The sequence below is a fragment of the Ruegeria sp. YTSC003 genome (assembly GCF_059609785.1).
Genome location: NZ_JBXWMK010000001.1, coordinates 13,443 through 32,006 on the forward strand (window position 1 = coordinate 13,443; position 18,564 = coordinate 32,006).

18 protein-coding genes and 1 pseudogene are annotated in these 18,564 nt (G+C 56.5%); 5 read left to right on the forward strand and 14 right to left on the reverse strand.

Features of this window, described 5'->3' with window-relative positions; genetic code table 11:
- Nucleotides 1-11 precede the first annotated feature (11 nt).
- Entirely contained in the window at nt 12-239 is a 228-nt protein-coding gene (locus AC2FFH_RS00065; protein ID WP_496843488.1) for a hypothetical protein, read from the reverse strand.
- A 195-nt stretch (nt 240-434) separates the two neighbouring features.
- Between AC2FFH_RS00065 and AC2FFH_RS00070 the strand changes: the two genes are divergently transcribed.
- Nucleotides 435-1,859 carry a serine hydrolase domain-containing protein gene (locus AC2FFH_RS00070; RefSeq protein ID WP_496843489.1) on the forward strand — a complete coding sequence of 475 codons (1,425 nt, stop codon included), beginning with the start codon at nt 435-437 and terminating at the stop codon, nt 1,857-1,859.
- Between the two features lie 87 nt (nt 1,860-1,946).
- On the opposite strand, the gene AC2FFH_RS00075 is transcribed toward AC2FFH_RS00070, so the two are convergent.
- The 4 genes and pseudogenes from AC2FFH_RS00075 to AC2FFH_RS00090 form a co-directional block, all read right to left on the reverse strand.
- Nucleotides 1,947-2,069 carry a hypothetical protein gene (locus AC2FFH_RS00075; protein ID WP_496722036.1) on the reverse strand — a complete coding sequence of 41 codons (123 nt, stop codon included), beginning with the start codon at nt 2,067-2,069 and terminating at the stop codon, nt 1,947-1,949.
- Between the two features lie 21 nt (nt 2,070-2,090).
- Nucleotides 2,091-2,360 carry a hypothetical protein gene (locus AC2FFH_RS00080; RefSeq protein ID WP_496722034.1) on the reverse strand — a complete coding sequence of 90 codons (270 nt, stop codon included), beginning with the start codon at nt 2,358-2,360 and terminating at the stop codon, nt 2,091-2,093.
- A gap of 30 nt (nt 2,361-2,390) precedes the next feature.
- A pseudogene (locus AC2FFH_RS00085) lies at nt 2,391-2,917 on the reverse strand (hypothetical protein); the annotation flags it as partial.
- A gap of 129 nt (nt 2,918-3,046) precedes the next feature.
- A complete protein-coding gene (locus AC2FFH_RS00090; RefSeq protein ID WP_496780479.1) occupies nt 3,047-3,715 on the reverse strand; it encodes a TetR/AcrR family transcriptional regulator in 669 nt (222 codons plus the stop codon).
- Between the two features lie 68 nt (nt 3,716-3,783).
- Between AC2FFH_RS00090 and AC2FFH_RS00095 the strand changes: the two genes are divergently transcribed.
- Genes AC2FFH_RS00095 through AC2FFH_RS00110 form a run of 4 tightly spaced genes read left to right on the forward strand, consistent with a single transcriptional unit; the run spans nt 3,784 to nt 7,749 of the window.
- Nucleotides 3,784-5,139, forward strand: a complete 1,356-nt coding sequence (locus AC2FFH_RS00095; RefSeq protein WP_496782952.1) for a flavin-containing monooxygenase — start codon at nt 3,784-3,786, stop codon at nt 5,137-5,139.
- Entirely contained in the window at nt 5,136-6,050 is a 915-nt protein-coding gene (locus AC2FFH_RS00100) for a bile acid:sodium symporter family protein (RefSeq protein ID WP_496769717.1), read from the forward strand. Before AC2FFH_RS00095 ends, AC2FFH_RS00100 begins: the two co-directional genes overlap by 4 nt.
- Nucleotides 6,035-6,973 carry an SDR family oxidoreductase gene (locus tag AC2FFH_RS00105; protein WP_496769718.1) on the forward strand — a complete coding sequence of 313 codons (939 nt, stop codon included), beginning with the start codon at nt 6,035-6,037 and terminating at the stop codon, nt 6,971-6,973. Before AC2FFH_RS00100 ends, AC2FFH_RS00105 begins: the two co-directional genes overlap by 16 nt.
- Nucleotides 6,970-7,749 (forward strand): SDR family NAD(P)-dependent oxidoreductase, encoded by a 780-nt coding sequence (locus tag AC2FFH_RS00110; RefSeq protein WP_496769720.1) that lies wholly within the window; start codon nt 6,970-6,972, stop codon nt 7,747-7,749. Before AC2FFH_RS00105 ends, AC2FFH_RS00110 begins: the two co-directional genes overlap by 4 nt.
- 4 nt (nt 7,750-7,753) lie before the next feature.
- Here the strand turns inward: AC2FFH_RS00110 and AC2FFH_RS00115 are convergent, their stop codons facing one another.
- The 9 genes from AC2FFH_RS00115 to AC2FFH_RS00155 form a co-directional block, all read right to left on the reverse strand.
- Nucleotides 7,754-9,958: a PAS-domain containing protein gene (locus tag AC2FFH_RS00115; protein WP_496769722.1), complete on the reverse strand. Its 2,205-nt coding sequence runs from the start codon at nt 9,956-9,958 to the stop codon at nt 7,754-7,756.
- Between the two features lie 3 nt (nt 9,959-9,961).
- Nucleotides 9,962-11,131 carry an FIST N-terminal domain-containing protein gene (locus tag AC2FFH_RS00120; protein WP_496769724.1) on the reverse strand — a complete coding sequence of 390 codons (1,170 nt, stop codon included), beginning with the start codon at nt 11,129-11,131 and terminating at the stop codon, nt 9,962-9,964.
- A 51-nt stretch (nt 11,132-11,182) separates the two neighbouring features.
- Nucleotides 11,183-11,860 carry a response regulator gene (locus tag AC2FFH_RS00125; protein WP_282150869.1) on the reverse strand — a complete coding sequence of 226 codons (678 nt, stop codon included), beginning with the start codon at nt 11,858-11,860 and terminating at the stop codon, nt 11,183-11,185.
- A gap of 96 nt (nt 11,861-11,956) precedes the next feature.
- A complete protein-coding gene (locus AC2FFH_RS00130; RefSeq protein ID WP_496843771.1) occupies nt 11,957-12,418 on the reverse strand; it encodes a putative molybdenum carrier protein in 462 nt (153 codons plus the stop codon).
- 40 nt (nt 12,419-12,458) lie between these two features.
- A complete protein-coding gene (locus AC2FFH_RS00135; protein ID WP_496769729.1) occupies nt 12,459-12,893 on the reverse strand; it encodes a hypothetical protein in 435 nt (144 codons plus the stop codon).
- Nucleotides 12,883-14,955 (reverse strand): glycosyltransferase, encoded by a 2,073-nt coding sequence (locus tag AC2FFH_RS00140; RefSeq protein ID WP_496769730.1) that lies wholly within the window; start codon nt 14,953-14,955, stop codon nt 12,883-12,885. The genes AC2FFH_RS00135 and AC2FFH_RS00140 overlap by 11 nt, the downstream gene beginning before the upstream one ends.
- Nucleotides 14,952-16,025: a hypothetical protein gene (locus AC2FFH_RS00145; RefSeq protein WP_496843490.1), complete on the reverse strand. Its 1,074-nt coding sequence runs from the start codon at nt 16,023-16,025 to the stop codon at nt 14,952-14,954. Before AC2FFH_RS00145 ends, AC2FFH_RS00140 begins: the two co-directional genes overlap by 4 nt.
- 14 nt (nt 16,026-16,039) lie before the next feature.
- Nucleotides 16,040-16,360, reverse strand: coding sequence for a hypothetical protein (locus AC2FFH_RS00150; protein ID WP_282150864.1), 321 nt, complete (start codon nt 16,358-16,360; stop codon nt 16,040-16,042).
- 75 nt (nt 16,361-16,435) lie between these two features.
- Nucleotides 16,436-18,445, reverse strand: coding sequence for a hypothetical protein (locus AC2FFH_RS00155; RefSeq protein ID WP_496843491.1), 2,010 nt, complete (start codon nt 18,443-18,445; stop codon nt 16,436-16,438).
- Nucleotides 18,446-18,564: the final 119 nt, after the last annotated feature.

The window sequence follows — 18,564 nt, forward strand, 5'->3', positions numbered from 1 at the left end:
TGGCCAGTCCGCTATTTCGCGGTCTCTTGCAGCTGCAGTAAACACGCCTGAACCCGGTCCGTTTCGGCCTGCGCCCAGCCTTGGTTTGTTAGTTTCTGGTGCTGGCGCGCCTCGATCAACACCTGCCGGGCGACCTCGGGATCACCGGCTTTCAAAATCAGTTCGGCGATCAAAGTCAACGGGTACGGTTTGTAGTTCCCTGCACCACTGTCCCACCAAGCCTCGGCCGTCTGACGCACCCCACTGATGTTGTCAAAGGTCGGCGCATCATAAACAGTCGCCTATCTGCACCCGGGAAATCGCAATTTCTGGTCCTGTTACCGGCGTCAACGACGGGGCTTGTCACCATCAAGGACGACACCAAAGCTCTGGTCAAGTGCAACGACAAGGGCGGGTCGACGGGCGCATATGGTCGGAACCTACGCGACGGAAAGGTGGCAACCAAAGCCGATACGCTCTTAACTCAGACGAAATCCGGAGAGAAACGGGAGGGGGCCGGTACGACCGGTTCAGAAAATCGATTGATCATCAAGGCGCTGAAAATTATCGCGGGCACGCTTATTCTGGGTGTCGTCGCAATTGTGGGCTATCTGCTGATCGCCCCGCCTGACCTTTTGAAGGTGGGAACAAACTATTCGGCCAAGATCGTCTGCTCCAATGTCTTCATTGCCGGGCGCGACCCGGAAGAGGTTTTGACCGTCGATGTTCAGGCCCCGGGGCATCCATTGCTTAAGCAGATATCGATCGACGTGGACGCCGAGGCCCAAACCGTGACAACGCGGATATTCCGGTTCTTTGCCCCCGCGACCTCGCAATATCGCGAGGGGCTTGGCTGCACCAATCTCCATGACGCGACACTCAGCACTGCGACCTTAGCCGCAATCGAGCCCTTGCCTGCTGGTCTCTGGCCCGCCGGCAACGAAGTTCAATTGTCACAAGACCCGGAAATTGCGCGCATCCTGGCGGATAGCACCCTGCTGGGCGAAGGATACCGCGCCGTGGTAGTCGTGCGGGGTGGGCGTATCGTTGGCGAGACCTATGCGGAGGGGTTTGACGAAAACACGCCTTTGCTTGGATGGTCGATGACCAAGACAGTTACTGCAGGCCTGATCGGCACCCTGATCGAATCCGGCCAGATGTCGCTGGATGATACGTTGACCGACAGCTATCCGGACTGGGCGCAGGATAGGCGCAAAAGCATCACCCTTAAGGACATGCTGGCCATGTCCAGCGGTCTGCAATGGAATGAGGAATATGGCGACGTCTCGGACGTGACCAAGATGCTGTATCTTAATGATGACATGGCAGGTTTTGTCTCGGGCCGTCCGGCGGAAAGTGAGGTTGCGGCGGACTTCAACTACTCATCGGGGACGACCACAGCCTTGTCGCGCGTCTGGCAGAACAAGCTGACCGATGGCAGCCTAACCTATCCGCAAGAGGCTCTGTTCGAACCATTGGGCATGACATCCGTCGTACTCGAGACCGACGCGGCGGACACATTCGTCGGGTCCAGCTATATGTATGCCACTGCGCGTGACTGGGCGCGTTTTGGGCAACTGCTATTGCAGAAAGGCGAATGGAACGAACAACAAATCCTGCCCGAGGGCTTTACGGACTGGATGTTTGAGCCGGTTGCTGCATCTGACGGGATGTATGCCAAAGGTCATCTGTGGCTGGACTCTCCGGGAGGGTTGCCGCCCTATGAGGACGCCGTCTGGCTTCAGGGGCATGACGGGCAGTTCATCGGTGTATTCCCATCCCAAGACATGGTCGTTGTGCGGTTGGGTTTGACGCCCTCCCGGCACGGATATTCCTCGTTACCGCTGGCCGAGGCGCTCATCTCTGCCTTGCAGAATTGATAAGAACGGCCCGCTGGTCGGGCCTTTGCGCTATTCCAGAATTTGCGTTGCAATACCGGTGCTTGCCAGCTCATCTTCTACAAGGGCCTAGATCTGATCCGGCGGCGTGTTCAGAGAATAAAGCATCAAAGCAGGATCGACGCCCAATTCGATCAGTTGCTGCATTGCTTCGCCTTGCCCCTTTTGGATGCTTTCAACGGCAAAGACCACGGGGATCAGGCGTGGTTGGTCTTAGTAATGCTGATGAAGTCCGACAATGCCTTGCAATGACACGATACGCGCGACCCCATCGGCCAGAACATATGGACAGGCGGACGTGCAGACCGCGCCCGGCTGTACAGCCGATGACAACCCGGTCTCGCGAATCTGCGCGCCGATCAACAAAGCTTCGGACACGTGGCCGCCCGGGCTGAGCAGCGCGACCATGTCGGGTTGTTCTTGCATCTCGGACAAATAAGTTTCGAACCTTTCGGCATCGCCCGTTTCGATCTGACCACTCATCAGAAGGACACGCCGCAGATCACCGGCTTACTCCAGCTCAGCCAGATCTTCGAAGCTTTGACGCGCGCGCTCGACCTCTTGCCCCAGCGCCTGACCGCTAAGTGCAATGTCATGCGCTTGCTCAAGCGCTGCCTGGTAGTCGCGCACGGTGTTTTCCAAGTGCTGTTCGACCGCTGCGGCACCAGCCAGTGCAGTGGCGTTAAGCCAGCTGGACATGGCTATAATTGCAACGGATCCAACGATCGTCGACAACGTCAGGCCAACGAACCGCTGGCCGTGCAAATCGACGGAAGTAACCGCAGCATATGGCTCCAGAACAAAAAGATGCCGACGGACACCGCGATCGAGTATGCGACCGCTGCGAAAAAGATTACCGCGCCATTGTCTTCCAACAGTAACGAAACACCAAGGTAAGTGTAGATTCCCTAAGCGATCGCCAAAACACCCAAAGCGGCTGGCGTGAACGTGTCCAACCAGGCCAGATGCGCCTCAAGCTCTTTGGCCGTCCGCAGCCCCCTCGCCTCCTCCGCGGTCAGGCGGTCCCTTTTCTCTGTCATGTCACCCCACGCTCCCAATCGATAAACTTGGATAATCACTAGATAATAACGCATGCGACCATTTGATTTGGTCCCATGCGTAACTTCAAGTTGAGCGGGTTGGGGCGAAGTGTTGTGATCGTTCCAAGATTACCGCGACGGGTTCAAAACACCGGCGAGCCCAGCATGACAGAACTGCAACAGGTTCCCGATTGCGCCCTCGGCGTCGCGTTTTTGGTCAGGGCCGGAAAGTGCCCCAATCCGCCACTCCGACGTGCACAACGCCAGCATGGACGACACTGAAAAGACCAACGCCCCGGCAACGTTCGCCGGGTCGGCCTTGGGATATTTTGTGCACAGCTTGTGAACGACCAGCGAAGCGACGGGATCAAAATGGGTTTTGGCCAGCGCATGCCAGCGCGCATCAGCGGAAACAATCGCCACAATGCGCGCGTACGCCAGCCACTGCGGGTCATTACTGAATGCGCGGGTCAACAGCGGCCGCATGAAGGCTGACATCAGGTCCGCGGCGTCCCAATCGCCGCGATCCTCCAATCGGCTGATGGCTTCACGACGCTCTTGCGATAGCTCGCTGGCGCGGCGTGCCACGATGCGTTCAAAAAGCTCATCCTTTGGACCACCGTGAAAGTTCACGTTGGCCTTCTGAACCTGCGCCCGTTCGGCGATGTCGCGAATCGAGGCACCGTCGAATCCCTGCTCGGCAAAGACAAGTTCCGCAGCGTCAAGAATACGTTCTCGTGCCGCAATGGATCGCTGCGAGGGCGCCCTTTTTCTTTCTTTTACAGCGTGTTGTGCCATTTCAAAAACTAATTTGCCTTATTTCGAACGATCGTTCAAGATAAATAATGTCGCAGGAGGAGAGACGGATGGAACAGGTGCAAGTCGGAGCGGGCCAGCCGGTCACGGTGAAGGCCCGCCCGGAAGAGTGTTTTGCTCTGATCGGAGCTGGGCCCATGGGTCTGGCGATGGCCAAGACACTTGTCGAGCAGGGAGTGCCATTTCAAGGATTTGAATTGGCTGATGATGTGGGTGGTCTGTGGAACATCGATGCCCCTCGGTCTACGATGTACGAGACCGCCCACCTCATATCGTCTAAGAAAATGACCGAATTCACCGACTTCCCTATGCAGGAAGAAACGGCGGAGTATCCATCACATCGCGAGCTCAAGACGTATTTCCACGACTTCGCGAACGCATTTGACCTGTACCAGCACTATCATTTTGGTGCCGAGGTCCTGAGTACCACACCGCTGGACGCAGGCGGATGGGAGGTGAAGTGGCGCGACAAGGCAGGCACTGAGCACTGCCAGATCTTTGCGGGTGTTCTGATCGCCAACGGCACCTTGTCCGAACCCAATCTACCCAAGTTTGAGGGAGAATTTACCGGCGAGTTGATCCACGCTTCGGATTACCGTTATCCGACGCGATTCACAGGTAAGAGGGTTCTGGTTATCGGGGCCGGAAACTCGGGCTGCGACATCGCGGTTGACGCCATTCACCACGGGCAGTCTTGTGACATCTCGATGCGCCGGGGGTACTATTTTGTACCCAAATACGTCTTCGGTGTTCCGGCTGACACGATGGGCGGGAAGATCAAATTGCCCATGTGGCTGAAACGTAAAGTGGACGGGGCAATTCTGAAATGGTTCGTGGGTGATCCGCAGAAATATGGCTTTCCCAAACCGGATTACGCCCTCTACGAGTCCCATCCCGTCGTCAATTCGCTGATCCTATTCCACGCCGGGCATGGCGATTTGAAGGTGCGCCCTGACGTTGAACGTTTCGACGGCAAGACCGTCCATTTCCGTGATGGCACCAGTGCTGAATACGACATGATTCTGGCCGCGACCGGTTATAAACTGCACTACCCGTTTATCGACAAGTCGCACTTGAACTGGCAGGGCGACGCCCCGCACCTGTACTTGAACTGCATGCACCCAACCCGCGATGACCTTTTCGTCCTGGGTATGATCGAAGCATCCGGTCTGGGGTGGCAGGGACGGCATGAACAGGCCGAGATGGTGGCGCGCTATATCGCAGGGCTAAGATCCGGAAACTCTGCCGCAAAGGCCATTCACGCGACCAAATCCGAAAAATTCGAACGCGCGACTGGCGGCATGAACTATATCGACCTGCCCCGGATGGCCTATTATGTCGACAAAGCGACCTACCGCGGTGAAGTGACCCGACAGATCGCGGCGTTAAAAGCGGCCCAGTCATGAACGGGATCGACGATGTCGCGCTGAACTTCGATGCAGGCAACCTAAAGCTGCTGAACGTCATCCTTGCCGTCGTGATGTTCTCAATCGCGCTGGATCTTAGGATGGATGACTTTCGCCGGATCCTGCGCGGACCGAAACCGTTGCTTGTTGGGCTGGCGTCCCAGTTTTTGGTTCTACCCGCACTCACGTTTCTGATGCTGCTGGTGGTCAATCCACTACCGTCGGTCGCGATGGGGCTGATCCTTGTAGCGGCCTGCCCGGGAGGGAACATCTCGAATTTCATGACGCACCGTGCTGGCGGAAACGTGGCGCTTTCGGTGTCGATGACAGCTTTCGCAACCGTCGGCGCGATCATCATCACGCCCGCTAATGTTGCGTTGTGGGGGAATCTTTACGCCCCAACACGAGAAATCCTGCAAAGGACAGAAATCGACCCGGTCGCAGTGGCCATTACGGTCGGCTTCATGCTGATCCTACCGCTGATCCTTGGCATGCTGGTCAATGCGCGCTTCACAGCCGTCGCCGATAAAATCCGCCGCCCGATGCAGTGGCTCTCGATGGCGATCTTCATCACATTCATCATGGTTGCGCTCGCCGCGAACTGGGCAATTTTCCAGCATTTTGCGACCATGATCATCGGGATTGTTATTCTGCATAACGCGCTGGCTTTTATGGGCGGGTATCTGACCGCGACGGCAGCTAATCTGTCGGAACGCGACCGCCGGTCTGTCACAATCGAAACTGGGATTCAGAACTCGGGCCTTGGCCTCATCCTGATTTTCGCCTTTTTCGGAGGGCTTGGCGGCATGGCGGTGGCCGCCGCTCTTTGGGGCATCTGGCACGCAATCTCGGGGTTGGCTCTGGCCGCCTTCTTCGCAAGACGAGAGGTGCCCGAATGCGCCACATCCTGATCACCGGAGCTGCGGGCTCGGTGGGCACTGCCCTGCTGCATCGGTTGGGCGATCGTGCCGACATCACGATCACCGCAACCGATATTCAAGAACCCGCCAACTTGCCGAAAAATGCACGGTTCGTACGAATGGATGTCACCGGCAACGCGCCTCTCAACGTCATTCTGGCCGAAGAACCGGACACCATCGTTCATCTGGCGTCCATCGTGACCCCCGGTCCCAACTCGACCAGAGACCATGAATATCAGGTTGATGTCGAAGGTACCCGAAATGTGCTGAATGCGGCGATTGCCGCCGGGGTCAAGCGTCTGGTGGTTACCTCTTCGGGGGCCGCTTATGGGTATCATGCCGATAACCCGGTTCCCTTGCGCGAAACGGATACGATACGAGGCAATAAGGAGTTTGCCTATTCCTGGCACAAGCGGCTGGTCGAAGAAATGCTGGCCGAAGCCAGACAAAGCGCGCCCGACCTCGAACAGGTTGTTCTGCGCGTGGGCACAGTATTGGGGCCCAAGGTCGAAAACCAGATAACGGCTCTGTTCCACAAGCCCAGTCTGCTGGGCTTGAAAGGCTCCGACAGCCCTTTCGTGTTCATTTGGGACGAAGACTTGGCCGATATACTGGTTCGTGCGGCCACGGACGGGCCTGCCGGCGTTTTCAACGTTGCGGGTGACGGCGCGCTGACCATCTCACAGATCGCGTCACAAATGGGCAAATCGGTGCGTTGGCTGTCCCCTGCGGTGGTCAAGATCGCCCTGTCCATTGCCCGCCCGCTGGGTCTGTCGCGCTATGGGCCAGAACAAGTGCGTTTCCTTCTATACCGTCCCGTGTTGAACAATGCCGCGCTGAAAGGCGAATTCGGCTATCACCCCAAATTCACAAGTGCCGAGGCGTTTGATCGCTGGTGGGAGGCTGCCCAATGAAACCAACCGCTGTCATCACCGGAGGCGCTGGCGGTTTGGGCCGTGCGCTGTCCGCCGCGCTGAGGGCCGACGGCTGGCACACGGCGTTGATCGATTTACCGGGGCCAGAGCTTGACGCGCTTGCCAATCAGGATGACGTCAGCATCTATGCCTGTGATCTGACCGACGCTGATCAATGCAAAGACACCTGCACCCGGATCATTGCGGCAAGGGACTCCATAGATCTGGTGATCTACAATGCAGGCGTCTCGCAGATTTCCGCGTTTTCGGACAGCGATATGCGCTCGCACCGAAACTTGTTCGAAATCAACTATTTCGCTGCGGTTTCTTGCGCTCAGGATTTTCTGGACGCGGTCAGGAAGGCCAAGGGTACGCACCTCGCGATCTCTTCCGTTGCAGGTTTTGCACCCCTCATTCATCGAACCGCCTATGCAGCCAGCAAACACGCGATGGAGGGGTTCTTTAAGTCCCTTCGCGCCGAGGAATCCGCCCACGGGGTTCGTGTTTCCATCGCCGCGCCATCCTTTGTGGCGACCAATATCGGGCGACCGGAGGCCGCAGACGCTGGGTTCGTTCGTCCCGGCTCTGCCTCGGATGGTATCGACTACATGGAGCCGGAAGCGGCGGCGCAAGTAATCTTGCAAGGTTACCGGCGACGTAAAGACTACATCCCTGTCGGGCGGATCGCACAGATCGCCAATCTGCTGAACCGTCTGGCACCAAAGCTCTATTTCCGTCAGATGATGCGGACGGTAGGTAAGCGACGAACGCCCTGACCTGTCAACTGACCGAAGCCTCTAACACGGATTTTAGCTTTTGTGCATCAATCGGCTTTTGCAGCAAAAGGTAGCCTGCCGTTTTGCAAGAGGTCGCCAATTCGGTCGAACGATCAGCGGAAATGATGCAACCGGGCAGTTGCCCGAATTCGCGTGTCAGTTCGGCAATGGCTTCGGTACCGGCCTTTCCGCCGTCCAGTTGAAAATCGGCGACAATGACATCCGGTAAAATCCCGATCTCGTGCAGCAGGTTTGCCGCCTCATCTTTGCTGGCCGCTTCCAATACCTGAACGCCCCAGTTTTCCATCGTCATGCACAGCGCCCCGCGCAGGTTGTCATCGTTTTCAATCAGCAAGGCAACCGTCCTGTGCAGCACGTCCGAGCGCGATTGTATCGACGGCTCACCACTATTCAGCGCATCGCGTGCCTGGCCTGCTGATGGAACCGTGATTGAAAAAACGGTTCCGCGCCCCAGTTCGGACTGCAAATTTATCGGATGTTTCAGCAAACCACAGGCGCGTTCCACAATGGCAAGGCCCAAACCCATCCCTTCGGCCGCACTGGCGTCTGAATGAATACGTTTAAATTCTTGAAAAACAACGTCTCTTTGGTCAGGTGCGATCCCAATGCCGGTATCCCAGACCTGAATCGATATGGTTTTCCCCAGTCGTCTTACACCGACCAGAACCCTGCCCGTTTCCGTGTACCGGATCGCGTTCGACAAAAGGTTTTGCAGAATACGCCGCAAGTAACTGGCATCGCTTCTGACAACCGCATCGGTACCCACAAATCCCAATCCAAGCCCTTTTGCTTGCGCCATAGGCCGAAAGGCGTCCTCCATCTGGGAAAAAAGCTCTCCGACCGGGACGGAAGACAAGTGAACCGATGCCCGCCCGGAATCCAGTTTCGAGATATCCAGCAGCGCCTCAAGAATGTGTTCGACACTGTTAAGAGCGCTCTCTGCTTTCACCGCGACTGCGCGTGCGTCAGCCTTGTCCAATCCGCTGCCCAGTGTCGAGATGTAGAGTTTTGCAGCCGACAGAGGTTGCAGCAGATCATGGCTGGCCGCCGCAACAAAGCGCGATTTTGATGCGTTCGCGCGTTCTGCCTCGTTCAGCGCGTCCGCAAGCTCCATTGTTCGCGATGCAACACGCTGTTCCAACAGTTCCTTTGCTTCGACAAGAGCTTGCGCGGATTTTCTGTCTTCCGTCACATCAGTGAAAGAAATCACAAATCCCTGATCCGGCATTTCCTGCGCAAAGACTGACAAAATCTTGGCACGACCGCTGTGCATCTGGAATTGTAGCGGCGGACGTTCGGTCGAGCGGTTGACCCAGGCCAGAAGGTCAGCGTCGCTCACGCCGCTCTCAAAACTGATTGTCGCGCTTAACCGGTGAAACAACGTCTGGAACGGTGCCCCCTTCTGAAATTGCGCATTGGGAATGGCCAGAAGTTCGCTGGCGCGGTTGTTCCACCCGACCAGACGCAGCTTGCTGTCAAAGATACAGACCCCCTGATCGATATGTTCCAGTGTCGCGCGGATCAGGCGCGCTTTGTCATCAAGGATACGGTCCCGTTCCTGCCGCTCGAACCGCATGATGTCGGTCACATCCGTCTGCAGGATCACCGTGCCGCCATCCGGCGTCCGGTGTTCGGATACCTGCATCCAGCGGTTGCCGCTAAGGCGGATGTTAAAGACAACGTGATCTTCAGCATGGCGCGCCATGCGCCGCTGTACCCACTCCTTTGGGGAAACGACCCCGGGCAAGGACAGGAACCTGGACTGGCTGACCAACCCGACATAATCGGTGAACCGCAACCCCGGTGTCAGCTTGGTCTGAATGTCGGGCATATGCAGGCCAAAGCGGCTATTGCACAGGACCATTTCTTCATCCCGATTGAACAGCGCAAACCCTTCCTGTACCGCCTCGATCGCATTGGCGAGGTTTGCGCGGGCGGCTTCGGTTTCCTGATTGGCCTGCGCCAAGCGCGCGTTCGAGTCGTTGAGCAAGTCCAACGCCCGCTCAAGGTCATCTGTTCGGGCCCGCACTTCCTGTTCAAGCATGGCAGCCCGCTGAAACTGTGCGTAAGCCGCGCCCGAGGCGTCAGTGGATTCCTCGACCCGCCGCATCAGGGCCGCGACGATCTTCAGCAGCTTTTCATTCTGCCGATCAAGCGGATCATTGGGGTCGGTCAGGGATTCAATCATCGCCTACCCGTCTTCCGGAGGGTAAATCGCGACGCCGGTCAGCGTCTGATTCACATGGATCGAATTGAATTGCTCGCCATAGGTCGAAAACCCGACGACATGGTTCTCGGCCAGCAGGCGCGAAATTTCGCCCGTCTTTTGCTTTTCCTGTGCCTCCAGCCGGCGCAGGATGCAATCGCAGCCCAGGATCGTGTCCGGACGGGTGGTCTGTGTCAGCGCAGCGATTTCTTCCTCGAGATGCGAAACCATGTCGCGAGGTTCGGCCAGCGTCAGCACCAGCCCCTCATCAATCGCGGAAAAGAACACAAGATCACCATTGCCCGCGACGCGCTGAATGGCCCGCACATGATGCTGGCCGCCGATCTGCACAACCAGCGGGTGGGCCGCGAAGGTAAAGGTCGTCAGCTGTTCAGGGTCTTTTCCAAGTAGACGGGCATATTCGCGCGCGGCTGGCTCGGCGTTGATTTCCTGCACGATACGGTTTGCCGGATCGGCCTTGGTGACAACCATACGCCGCGCCGTTGGCACCAGGTGATCCGTCTTGAACACTTTGATCGGGCAGCGCGTGCGAACCTGCGTCAGGATCGCCGCGTTCTGCATGGCCTGACCGTCCATCAACACATAGGTCGCGCCGAAATGGGTTCCGTCCCCTGCGGACCCGCCGAACAAGGGCACCGGCCCCAGTCCAAAGGCGAGTTCCGACGTCAGCGCATCCTCTTTCGTCGACAACCCGTCGATCATCAAAAAGGAAAACTCGTGTTTCCAATCCGGTGCGGACGCCGCCATTTCGTTACGGTTGCGGATCATCTGGTCGATGATGTCCTGCGCCGAGAAATTCCCAAGGTCGGGCACCAGCAGAGTGCGCACCTCGAAATGCGAATACGGTAATCCGATGGCGACAATCTGATCTTCGCCATAGCCGCAATCTGCAAGCTCGCCCGCTGTGGTGCATCCGATTACCGGCGCTGGCGCAAAAGCATCGACTGCCTCGGAAATAACCGCCGCCGCATCCGCGCCGGAGCTCACGAACAGAATAACCAAGGACAAAAGATCATCGCCCAAGGATCCGGCGAGTTTTTCAATCGCCTGATCCGTTTCGCGATGTACAAAGCCCGTTTTGACGATACCTGGCGCACGGGCAGCAGCTGTCGCCCACCCGACTGCTTGGTTCATCCTGCCCTCCTCCCTGAAGCGCAACGTTTTCATATGATATGGCGCGAGGGCTTATTCTTGCAAGACGCTGGCAAGAGAAGCCTTCTTGGCAAGCAGAACGGCCTGCGTACGACTTTGCACCCCGAGTTTACGCATGATTGCAGTTACATGCGCCTTGACCGTGGTCTCGGCAATGGACAGATCAAACGCAATCTGCTTGTTCAGTTTGCCTTCACAAATAAGCTGCAGAATGCGCGATTGCTGATTGGTCAATGTGGCAAGCCGATTGGCGGCGTCGCTGTGTTCGGTATCTGCATCGTCGTCAATCAGTGCAAAACCGTCTGGCACGAAGACGTCCCCGGAATGAACTGTCTCGAAAGCTGTACGAAACACGTCTCGCTGGCTGTGCTTGGGGACATAGCCTGAGGCACCCGCACGGATCACCTGACTGATCACGCGGTTCTCTGAAATCGACGACACCACGATGACCGGTGCATCGGTGGCCGCTTTGACGCGCACCAAACCTTCAAGCCCGTCCACATCCGGCAGGTTGAGGTCCAGTATAACCGCATCTGGTCGCAACCCACCGGCAATCAGAGCAATCGCGTTTTCCAATCGATCTGCGGTGTGGATTTCACCGATACGAGTGACACTTTGCAGCGTCATCGACAAAGCATCACAAAACAATGGATGGTCATCGACGATCAGGACCTTGTCAAAATCAATCTGTCCGGCGGTTTTTGCAAACATGAAACTTGGCCTTCGCAATCTGTTTGTCCCAATCCTAGCAACCGTCGGGTGCCGCGCCTACTGGCGAAACGTCGTATAGCCGGAACCAAAGTTTGGCTATGCCTCGGGGCTTTGGGGCAAAATCGATTGACGTAAGATCGCTGTCACTTTGGCTCCGATCTGGGGGGCTTCACTTTCTCTGGGGCCAGCGATGTTCAATATCGTATTAGGGCTCGCCATGACCCATTGCTCTACTTGGCGCGCACACGCCTCAAGCCCCTGCCCTAGATCAACGACCAGATAAGGCTTTCCGATCTCTTGCGCAAAATCGATGGTCAACTGCGTTCCCGGACTGGTCGATCCATCCACAAACACCAGCAATGCGTCACAGGCCAAAACGTTCAGCTTTGTGCGTTCGGCGACATCCGCGGACTGTGTTTCATTCAAACCAGAGAAGCGATCCGGAATGCGGCCCGCCTCATTCAAGCGGCCTTTCGGAACCCAGCCGCCATAGGGAATCTCGTTTTCCAAAGCGAACTGGAAAGCCGCCAGATCAACGCCCGTTTGTCCGCCGGTCATGATTTTCACAAAACGCTCCTTGCCCTAAATCGGCGTCTCGCTAGCCCAACAGACCGATTTCATGCCCGTCAATGATAATCGCCAGGTCCCAGTATTTTCTGATTTCTTCCTCGGCGGCCTGGGCTGCAGCGGCCTCTTCGGGCACGCGTTCGACACGAAACCCGAACCGTTCAAGACCGCAATAGTCAACACGGCTGAGAATGACCGGAAAAACCTCCCGCTCCATCGCGGCGGCGGCCAAAAGCCTGGCGATTCGATACGGTATCTCTGGCGGTTCATGCACCCGCACGCCGATATGCACCGGACCACCGGGTTCGCGGTCCCACAGCATAAGCGACGGTGCCAGCCGCATGTTCGGAAAGACAACCTTGCCAAGCGGCTTGGCGCCGTGATCCTCATTGATCAGATCGTCCAGCGGCACGGGCCGATTTGGCGACGCTCGGCTGAGAATTTCGAACCATAGATCACTGGTCATATCCGGCCCCCAATTCGGTCAACAATTCGGCGGCCTTGACTGCCCCCGTTTTGGGCAGCTCAAAATCATTTAAAGCGGATCGGTATAATTCGGCTCCGTCATGATCCAACCAATCTGCGACCGTGCGTTCAAGCTTCATGAATTCGCGCTCGGTGATGGCGGCGCACAAGTCACGGTCGGCCATGGCTGTGGCGCGCCGTTCCTGATCGTCCAGATAGGGTGCTGACTGCGGAATAAATATCGCCGGGATGCGATGGTACAGCATCTCAAGGACCGAGTTGTAACCGGCTGCAGATATAACCACATCCGCGGCAAGACAAAGCTTGGTCGCCTCTAACGTCTGAACCACGTGGGTGTTTTTCCAACCAAATGTGGCAGGCTGAACCGTGCTTCCGGGCCACGTTACAACAAGGTGCAGGCAATCTTTGCGCGCCTCAAGCATGCCCGAGATCGCCTGCAATTGTGCAGACCTGTCCGAGGCAACCCCACCCCCTAACATGCTGACAACCAGTTGCTTGAAGTCGCGCCCGAAACGTTCCGCCAGCCGGGCCCTGAGCTGTTCTTTTTCCGCGGCGGATTGTTCCACCTGACGCACGATTGGCCCGACATAATGGACATGGTCACCATAGCTGTAAGCGTCGTTCAGCTCGTCAAATGCCTCGGAGGGCACGATGACACGGTCAAACACGCTTTCGCGGCGCAGCATGGTCTGCCTTGACCGGCCTTCGGGCCACAACCCGCGCCGGATCCAAGCCGCCGACAGTTTGCGTTCACGGATCACCCGGTAGACGGAGTCAAACACGTAGCCGCCGTCAAAAACCAGCGTGTCGTTTTCCTGAAGCACCCCACCAAGACGCCGATAAGTCAGCACGTCATTGCCATCTGAATTGGTCTTTGTATCGGTGCGCTGAACCAGAGGGATACAGCCGATACCCTCACGGCGAACAAGCGGGACACAGCTGGGAAAGGCCGCGAACATTTTTGTCATGGTGTCCGGCATTTCACGGGCAATGATACTGCACCGCTGCGCGTGGCCCAGCCCCACCCCGTTTGTCGGGAAAAACAGGGTTTTAGGCTTGTCCTGTTCCGTCTGACGCCGTTTCGGTTTCAGACCTGCAGCCGTTTCCAGACGAGAAATATCAACTGTGTGCAACCATTGCGATTTCGAGGCCTGTTCGACAATTTGCGGCACGTTCCCGATCACATTGCCGATCAGATACCCATCCAATGCGAAAGGAGTCTTGGGGCCCAGCAATGCAGGTGCGCCCGAGGACATCAGAACCTCATCGTCGGTACAGTCAATGGCAACGCCGCCCGTTGCAATCAGCTCAACCGCAAAAGCGGCCATGCGAACTCCGGCAATTCCATTACCGAACATCGCCAGAATATCCGTCGAAATTGCCAAAGTCAGCGGCGACAGTCCGGTATACAAGTAGGTCGGCAAATCGTGAAACGGCGACGCCTTGATCGCCTCGTTCTGTGCGCCGCTAACAATGAGTTTCAGGTTATAGCCACTCTGGCTGCTCATCCGGGAAAAACAAGACAGCGTCTCGGGGTTGTCCAACTCCATCGAACCCAGAACAACGGTCACGTTCGGCACCACCCGTTTGGACCGCCGCGATACTGGCCGAACATCCGCCACCAAAGGGCTGGAGGTAGATGGCAACACCGGTCGCGGTTGAAAATCTGTCAGGTCGATCACCTTGGCTTCGCGCCCAAGCGCATAGGCCAGCCGGGCCTTGGCCGCGATATAGCTTTGCTGAGTCATAAAGCGGCCCGTCGCAACAACCGGGACACTCGGGTCGAGCTGTTTGTTGCGCAACGACGCAAGAAGAAAATCATCGATCTCTTCTGCACCCAGTACGAATACACTCTGCGCCTTGTTCTCACCCGGGTCGACAAGGAACTTGGCTGCCTCGTAGATCCTGCCACGCCCTGCATCCTCGGGCAGATAATCGGCATCAATGCAAACATTGAAGCCACGTGCGGCAAGCTGCTCAGCAAAGATCAACTGCGTGTCAAACGACCGCAATGAGCGTGTGCCCACTTCGACATAGATCATTTGTTCACCCCGCTATCGGCGGACAAAACCCCCGACAGCATCGCCTTGAATTTCCCTGCAGAGTAGTTCTGCAGCGCCGATTGCGATCTGGCCACCTGATCATGATACTTCTGCGGTTGGGCGATCAGGTCGGCAATGATTGCGTCCACCTGTGATGGCTGGCAAGCCAAGACAGCATTTCCGAACGTAGCGCCAGTATCAGTGTTGGTTAGAACCACCTTACCCGCGGCAACCGCTTCGGCCACAACGCGACCAAAACTTTCCTGCCAGGTCGGCGCGGTGAAATATACAAAAAAGTCAATCATTCCAAAGAACTCTTGCACAGTTATGGCATCAAAGGGAAGCAAGGTCCAATGCGCGCGAAGAACACGGGCATTCAACAAAGCATCCGCCCCTAGAATTACATTGCACTGCGAATGGCTTGGAAAACAGCTGTCCAAATCAGCAACAACCGGGAACTTCTCGAATCCGGGTCGTGAATGACGCCCACGGCGGTCCTGTGGTGTTTCACATGGGGCGCTCATCTCAGTCTCGCAAATGTTGAACCAGTCAGAGCTCAAAACCTCCCACTGTCGCGCCACACGAGAGGTTGCCAACCAGTCGACTACGCCGCTTCGATTAAACGGTGATATCGGCGCGAGTGTTTTCCTCAGCGAAATTGTCGAGGCTTCGATCTGACTTAGACAGCTTGAAACATCAAACCCTTCCGCCCCGCCCGGACGCAGAAAATTCTCATGCGTGATCACGTACAGCTCGCGCGCAATGATCCTTGTGCCAAGCGTGTCCTGAAATTTCAAAAAAGACGGGTTGTGCAAAAACACGAAATCCGCGCTGATCCGGGGTGCATCCCAAATGATCGGAATGTTCAGCTCGTCCAGCACCTGCCGCAAAACCGGTGAAACGTGTTGGTTGGTGCCAAACGTCCTGGACGTGATCGCGTGCACGACCACCTGCCCGCATTCGGCGGCCACCGGCAATTCGGCCGCCACAGCCGCAGAAGTCCCGCCAGAGAACCGCGGCTCGATGACATAGGCGATCGTTGGTGTGTTCGATCGCCCGACGGCAAGCATTTCTGACATCCGACTCAGTGTTGCCGCGAGGCATCGAATGCCTCGTTAGCCGCACGGTTCTCGCTGCTGGCCGGTGCACTGGTGGCATAGCTGAAATCCAGATTGCCAACAGATGCGACCTCGTGAAAGCTCCGCAGCTCCAGCGACAGTTCATCTTCGCCGGTCAATAGCTCCGGGTTTTTGTCGAGGTAGGAATACAGTGCCTGAATGTCATTGGTGGACAGCATTTGGTCGATGGCCAGCAGATGCTCAAGCGTAATTTCGGCACGCGCGTTTTGGGTCGTCGATAAGAATAGCAGAGCAGTTACGATGCCGATAAGTCGTCTATCCGTCATTTTGGATACCTCGTCGGAAACAATTAACAGTACAAAATCTTGAATCAGCCTTTTCAGTATAGCTTAAAAATACAGTCATTGGGTCGTCGCTTTCTTAAGTTTGCTCAGGACCTGACTTTTCAGTTGATTGACGCGGTTAGGGGCTTGGGTTCTGGCCGTGCTGCGTGTGTTGGTTCGCTTGACACTGGCGACGCCAGAACCTTTTCCTGCCAACCATAACTCTACGATTCCACTAGGAGTTTTGTTGTTGGACCCTGTGAAATCCCGCAGCAATGCACCTGAGTCTCTGGCAAGGGTGGCGGCTCTTTCCTCGTCCTGCTTGTGATAGAAGCGAACGTTTGACTGGGTGATCTTAAACCCCACGCGGGCTTGCCCGTTAAGCTCATGTCCGGTCGAAGTCAGGTTGGACACAACAGAATCCACAACGCTCTGCGGAACATTGGTCGGCGCATAGATCCGGAAGGTCACGGACATGTTTGCCGGGGCAGGCTCTGGTTCCGGGGGTGTGATTGCATCATTCAGCAGAGCCGGTGTCCGAGGCAAGACCGGTGATTCCAGCGGGCTTGGTGTCACCGAAAGGACCGGTGCCCGTAAAGCCAATGATGTCTCGTAAGCGGCCGGTGTGATCAATGGGGCCGGCGCGTCGATTGGCTTTGGTGCGATTGGCAATGCCGCAAATTCGACAGGCTCGGGCTGGGGTTCATATGGCAACGGTTGCGCAATCTCGGCAGCAAGACTTGTGCCCTCTGGCCGCACGGCAATGTCCGAACCATTTACTTCGCTTGTCTGAAGACCCTGTTCCGGCTGAGAACCAACCTCAGGCTCGGTCAAGAGGACATCCAAAGATACTTGCGTCACGGTATAGTCCAGTACAACGGGCTGGATCGGAACTACAGGCGGACGCATTGTTTTTGGGGTTGCAGCTACGTTTACGCCTTTCAAAAACTCTTCGGGCTTTACCACAGTCACAGTTGTTTCAAGCAAAGCGACAGAAGTGCTGAAAATTTCCGGCGTGGATTGAAGCCGGACAAAACCAAGATTCAACTCTTCCCGAGGTCGATAGCTTAGCAGGGTTATCGGCAGTGGTGGCTGGGCAAAGGTCGGCACGAAAGACCGAACACTAGGTGCCAAGAGCGACAATTCTGGTTTGATACCGCCCGGTTGCTCGGACAAATCTGATAAGGGTAGCGACAACGAGGCCAAATCCTGTGACGCGGTTGTGTCACCGTCAGGCAAAATCGATTCAGATGGTATATCGAACACGGTTTCAGAAGTTACCGTCGGGTCCGCCGCATCACCTGTAATGTCGGACGGCGGCACCGATCGCTCGGCGAGTTCCGCGTCTGGTTGCATGATCGCGCCTGTTGCCGCGGTCTCTTGGCTCACCAAACCTGCATTTTCGGTTGGACCGGGGGCGTTCAACCCAGACAAAATCAAAAAAACCGACGACGACGCAACAACACCGATGCCGCATCCTGCCGCGACCAGTCCCAACCGCATCTTGAGACGCTTACGATTCTGATCGTCTGTTCTTTCCTGAAGGGTTCCGCGCAATCGATCCGCGAACCCTTCCTCGGGAAGCTTTTGACCTGATTTCGGGTCGGCTAGATCCTCTGGCGTGTTGTCGGGATGGATGCCCGGCGCGGGCCTGCCATCGGGCGGCACAGTGTGTGCTTCTCCTCGAGCATCGCGTGTCACGTTTTCAGTCGCGCGACTGTCATCATTGAAGGGTTGACTGTCAAATCGCCCTGCCGTCGCTTTTTGAACCGACTCACCAGATTGGTGAGAGCTGGTAGCTTGGGCAGACTTACCAAAGGCTCCCGACAGCCCCGCCGCTGCGTTTAGCGCGTTCGCTGGTTGCGCACCATCGGTTGAGTTCGTGGCTTTGGGTTGGTCTGGATCAGATGACTGTGAAGCAGCGGCTTTTGCCTTGCGAGTGGCGATGTTTATTTCTCGCTGTTTCCGAGCATTTTCAAGCATCTCCTGCCAGTCAGGAGATTGCACAAAGTCATAAACACCCGACACTGTATTAGCGTCATTTTTGGCAACTTCAGGGCGAGTTTTTGGATCGCTGGCCTTTGTCATCAATACCCCCGAACTGGCCGCCAGAACACGCTCTTTGCTGTCGCAACTCGGGCAAACCAAATACACTCGTGAACATCAAAAAATTCAAAAAAATGTACGAAGCAGTATAAAAAATTGAC

Bases quoted from the DNA above. Each gene is read 5' to 3' on its own strand.
- AC2FFH_RS00120 (WP_496769724.1), bottom strand. From the start codon at position 11,131: ATGAACCAAGCAGTCGGGTGGGCGACAGCTGCTGCCCGTGCGCCAGGT.
- AC2FFH_RS00105 (WP_496769718.1), top strand. From the start codon at position 6,035: ATGCGCCACATCCTGATCACCGGAGCTGCGGGCTCGGTGGGCACTGCC.
- AC2FFH_RS00125 (WP_282150869.1), bottom strand. From the start codon at position 11,860: ATGTTTGCAAAAACCGCCGGACAGATTGATTTTGACAAGGTCCTGATC.
- AC2FFH_RS00095 (WP_496782952.1), top strand. From the start codon at position 3,784: ATGGAACAGGTGCAAGTCGGAGCGGGCCAGCCGGTCACGGTGAAGGCC.
- AC2FFH_RS00115 (WP_496769722.1), bottom strand. From the start codon at position 9,958: ATGATTGAATCCCTGACCGACCCCAATGATCCGCTTGATCGGCAGAAT.
- AC2FFH_RS00135 (WP_496769729.1), bottom strand. From the start codon at position 12,893: ATGACCAGTGATCTATGGTTCGAAATTCTCAGCCGAGCGTCGCCAAAT.
- AC2FFH_RS00145 (WP_496843490.1), bottom strand. From the start codon at position 16,025: ATGCTTGCCGTCGGGCGATCGAACACACCAACGATCGCCTATGTCATC.
- AC2FFH_RS00090 (WP_496780479.1), bottom strand. From the start codon at position 3,715: ATGGCACAACACGCTGTAAAAGAAAGAAAAAGGGCGCCCTCGCAGCGA.
- AC2FFH_RS00110 (WP_496769720.1), top strand. From the start codon at position 6,970: ATGAAACCAACCGCTGTCATCACCGGAGGCGCTGGCGGTTTGGGCCGT.
- AC2FFH_RS00080 (WP_496722034.1), bottom strand. From the start codon at position 2,360: ATGAGTGGTCAGATCGAAACGGGCGATGCCGAAAGGTTCGAAACTTAT.
- AC2FFH_RS00100 (WP_496769717.1), top strand. From the start codon at position 5,136: ATGAACGGGATCGACGATGTCGCGCTGAACTTCGATGCAGGCAACCTA.
- AC2FFH_RS00150 (WP_282150864.1), bottom strand. From the start codon at position 16,360: ATGACGGATAGACGACTTATCGGCATCGTAACTGCTCTGCTATTCTTA.
- AC2FFH_RS00130 (WP_496843771.1), bottom strand. From the start codon at position 12,418: ATGACCGGCGGACAAACGGGCGTTGATCTGGCGGCTTTCCAGTTCGCT.
- AC2FFH_RS00155 (WP_496843491.1), bottom strand. From the start codon at position 18,445: ATGACAAAGGCCAGCGATCCAAAAACTCGCCCTGAAGTTGCCAAAAAT.
- AC2FFH_RS00140 (WP_496769730.1), bottom strand. From the start codon at position 14,955: ATGATCTATGTCGAAGTGGGCACACGCTCATTGCGGTCGTTTGACACG.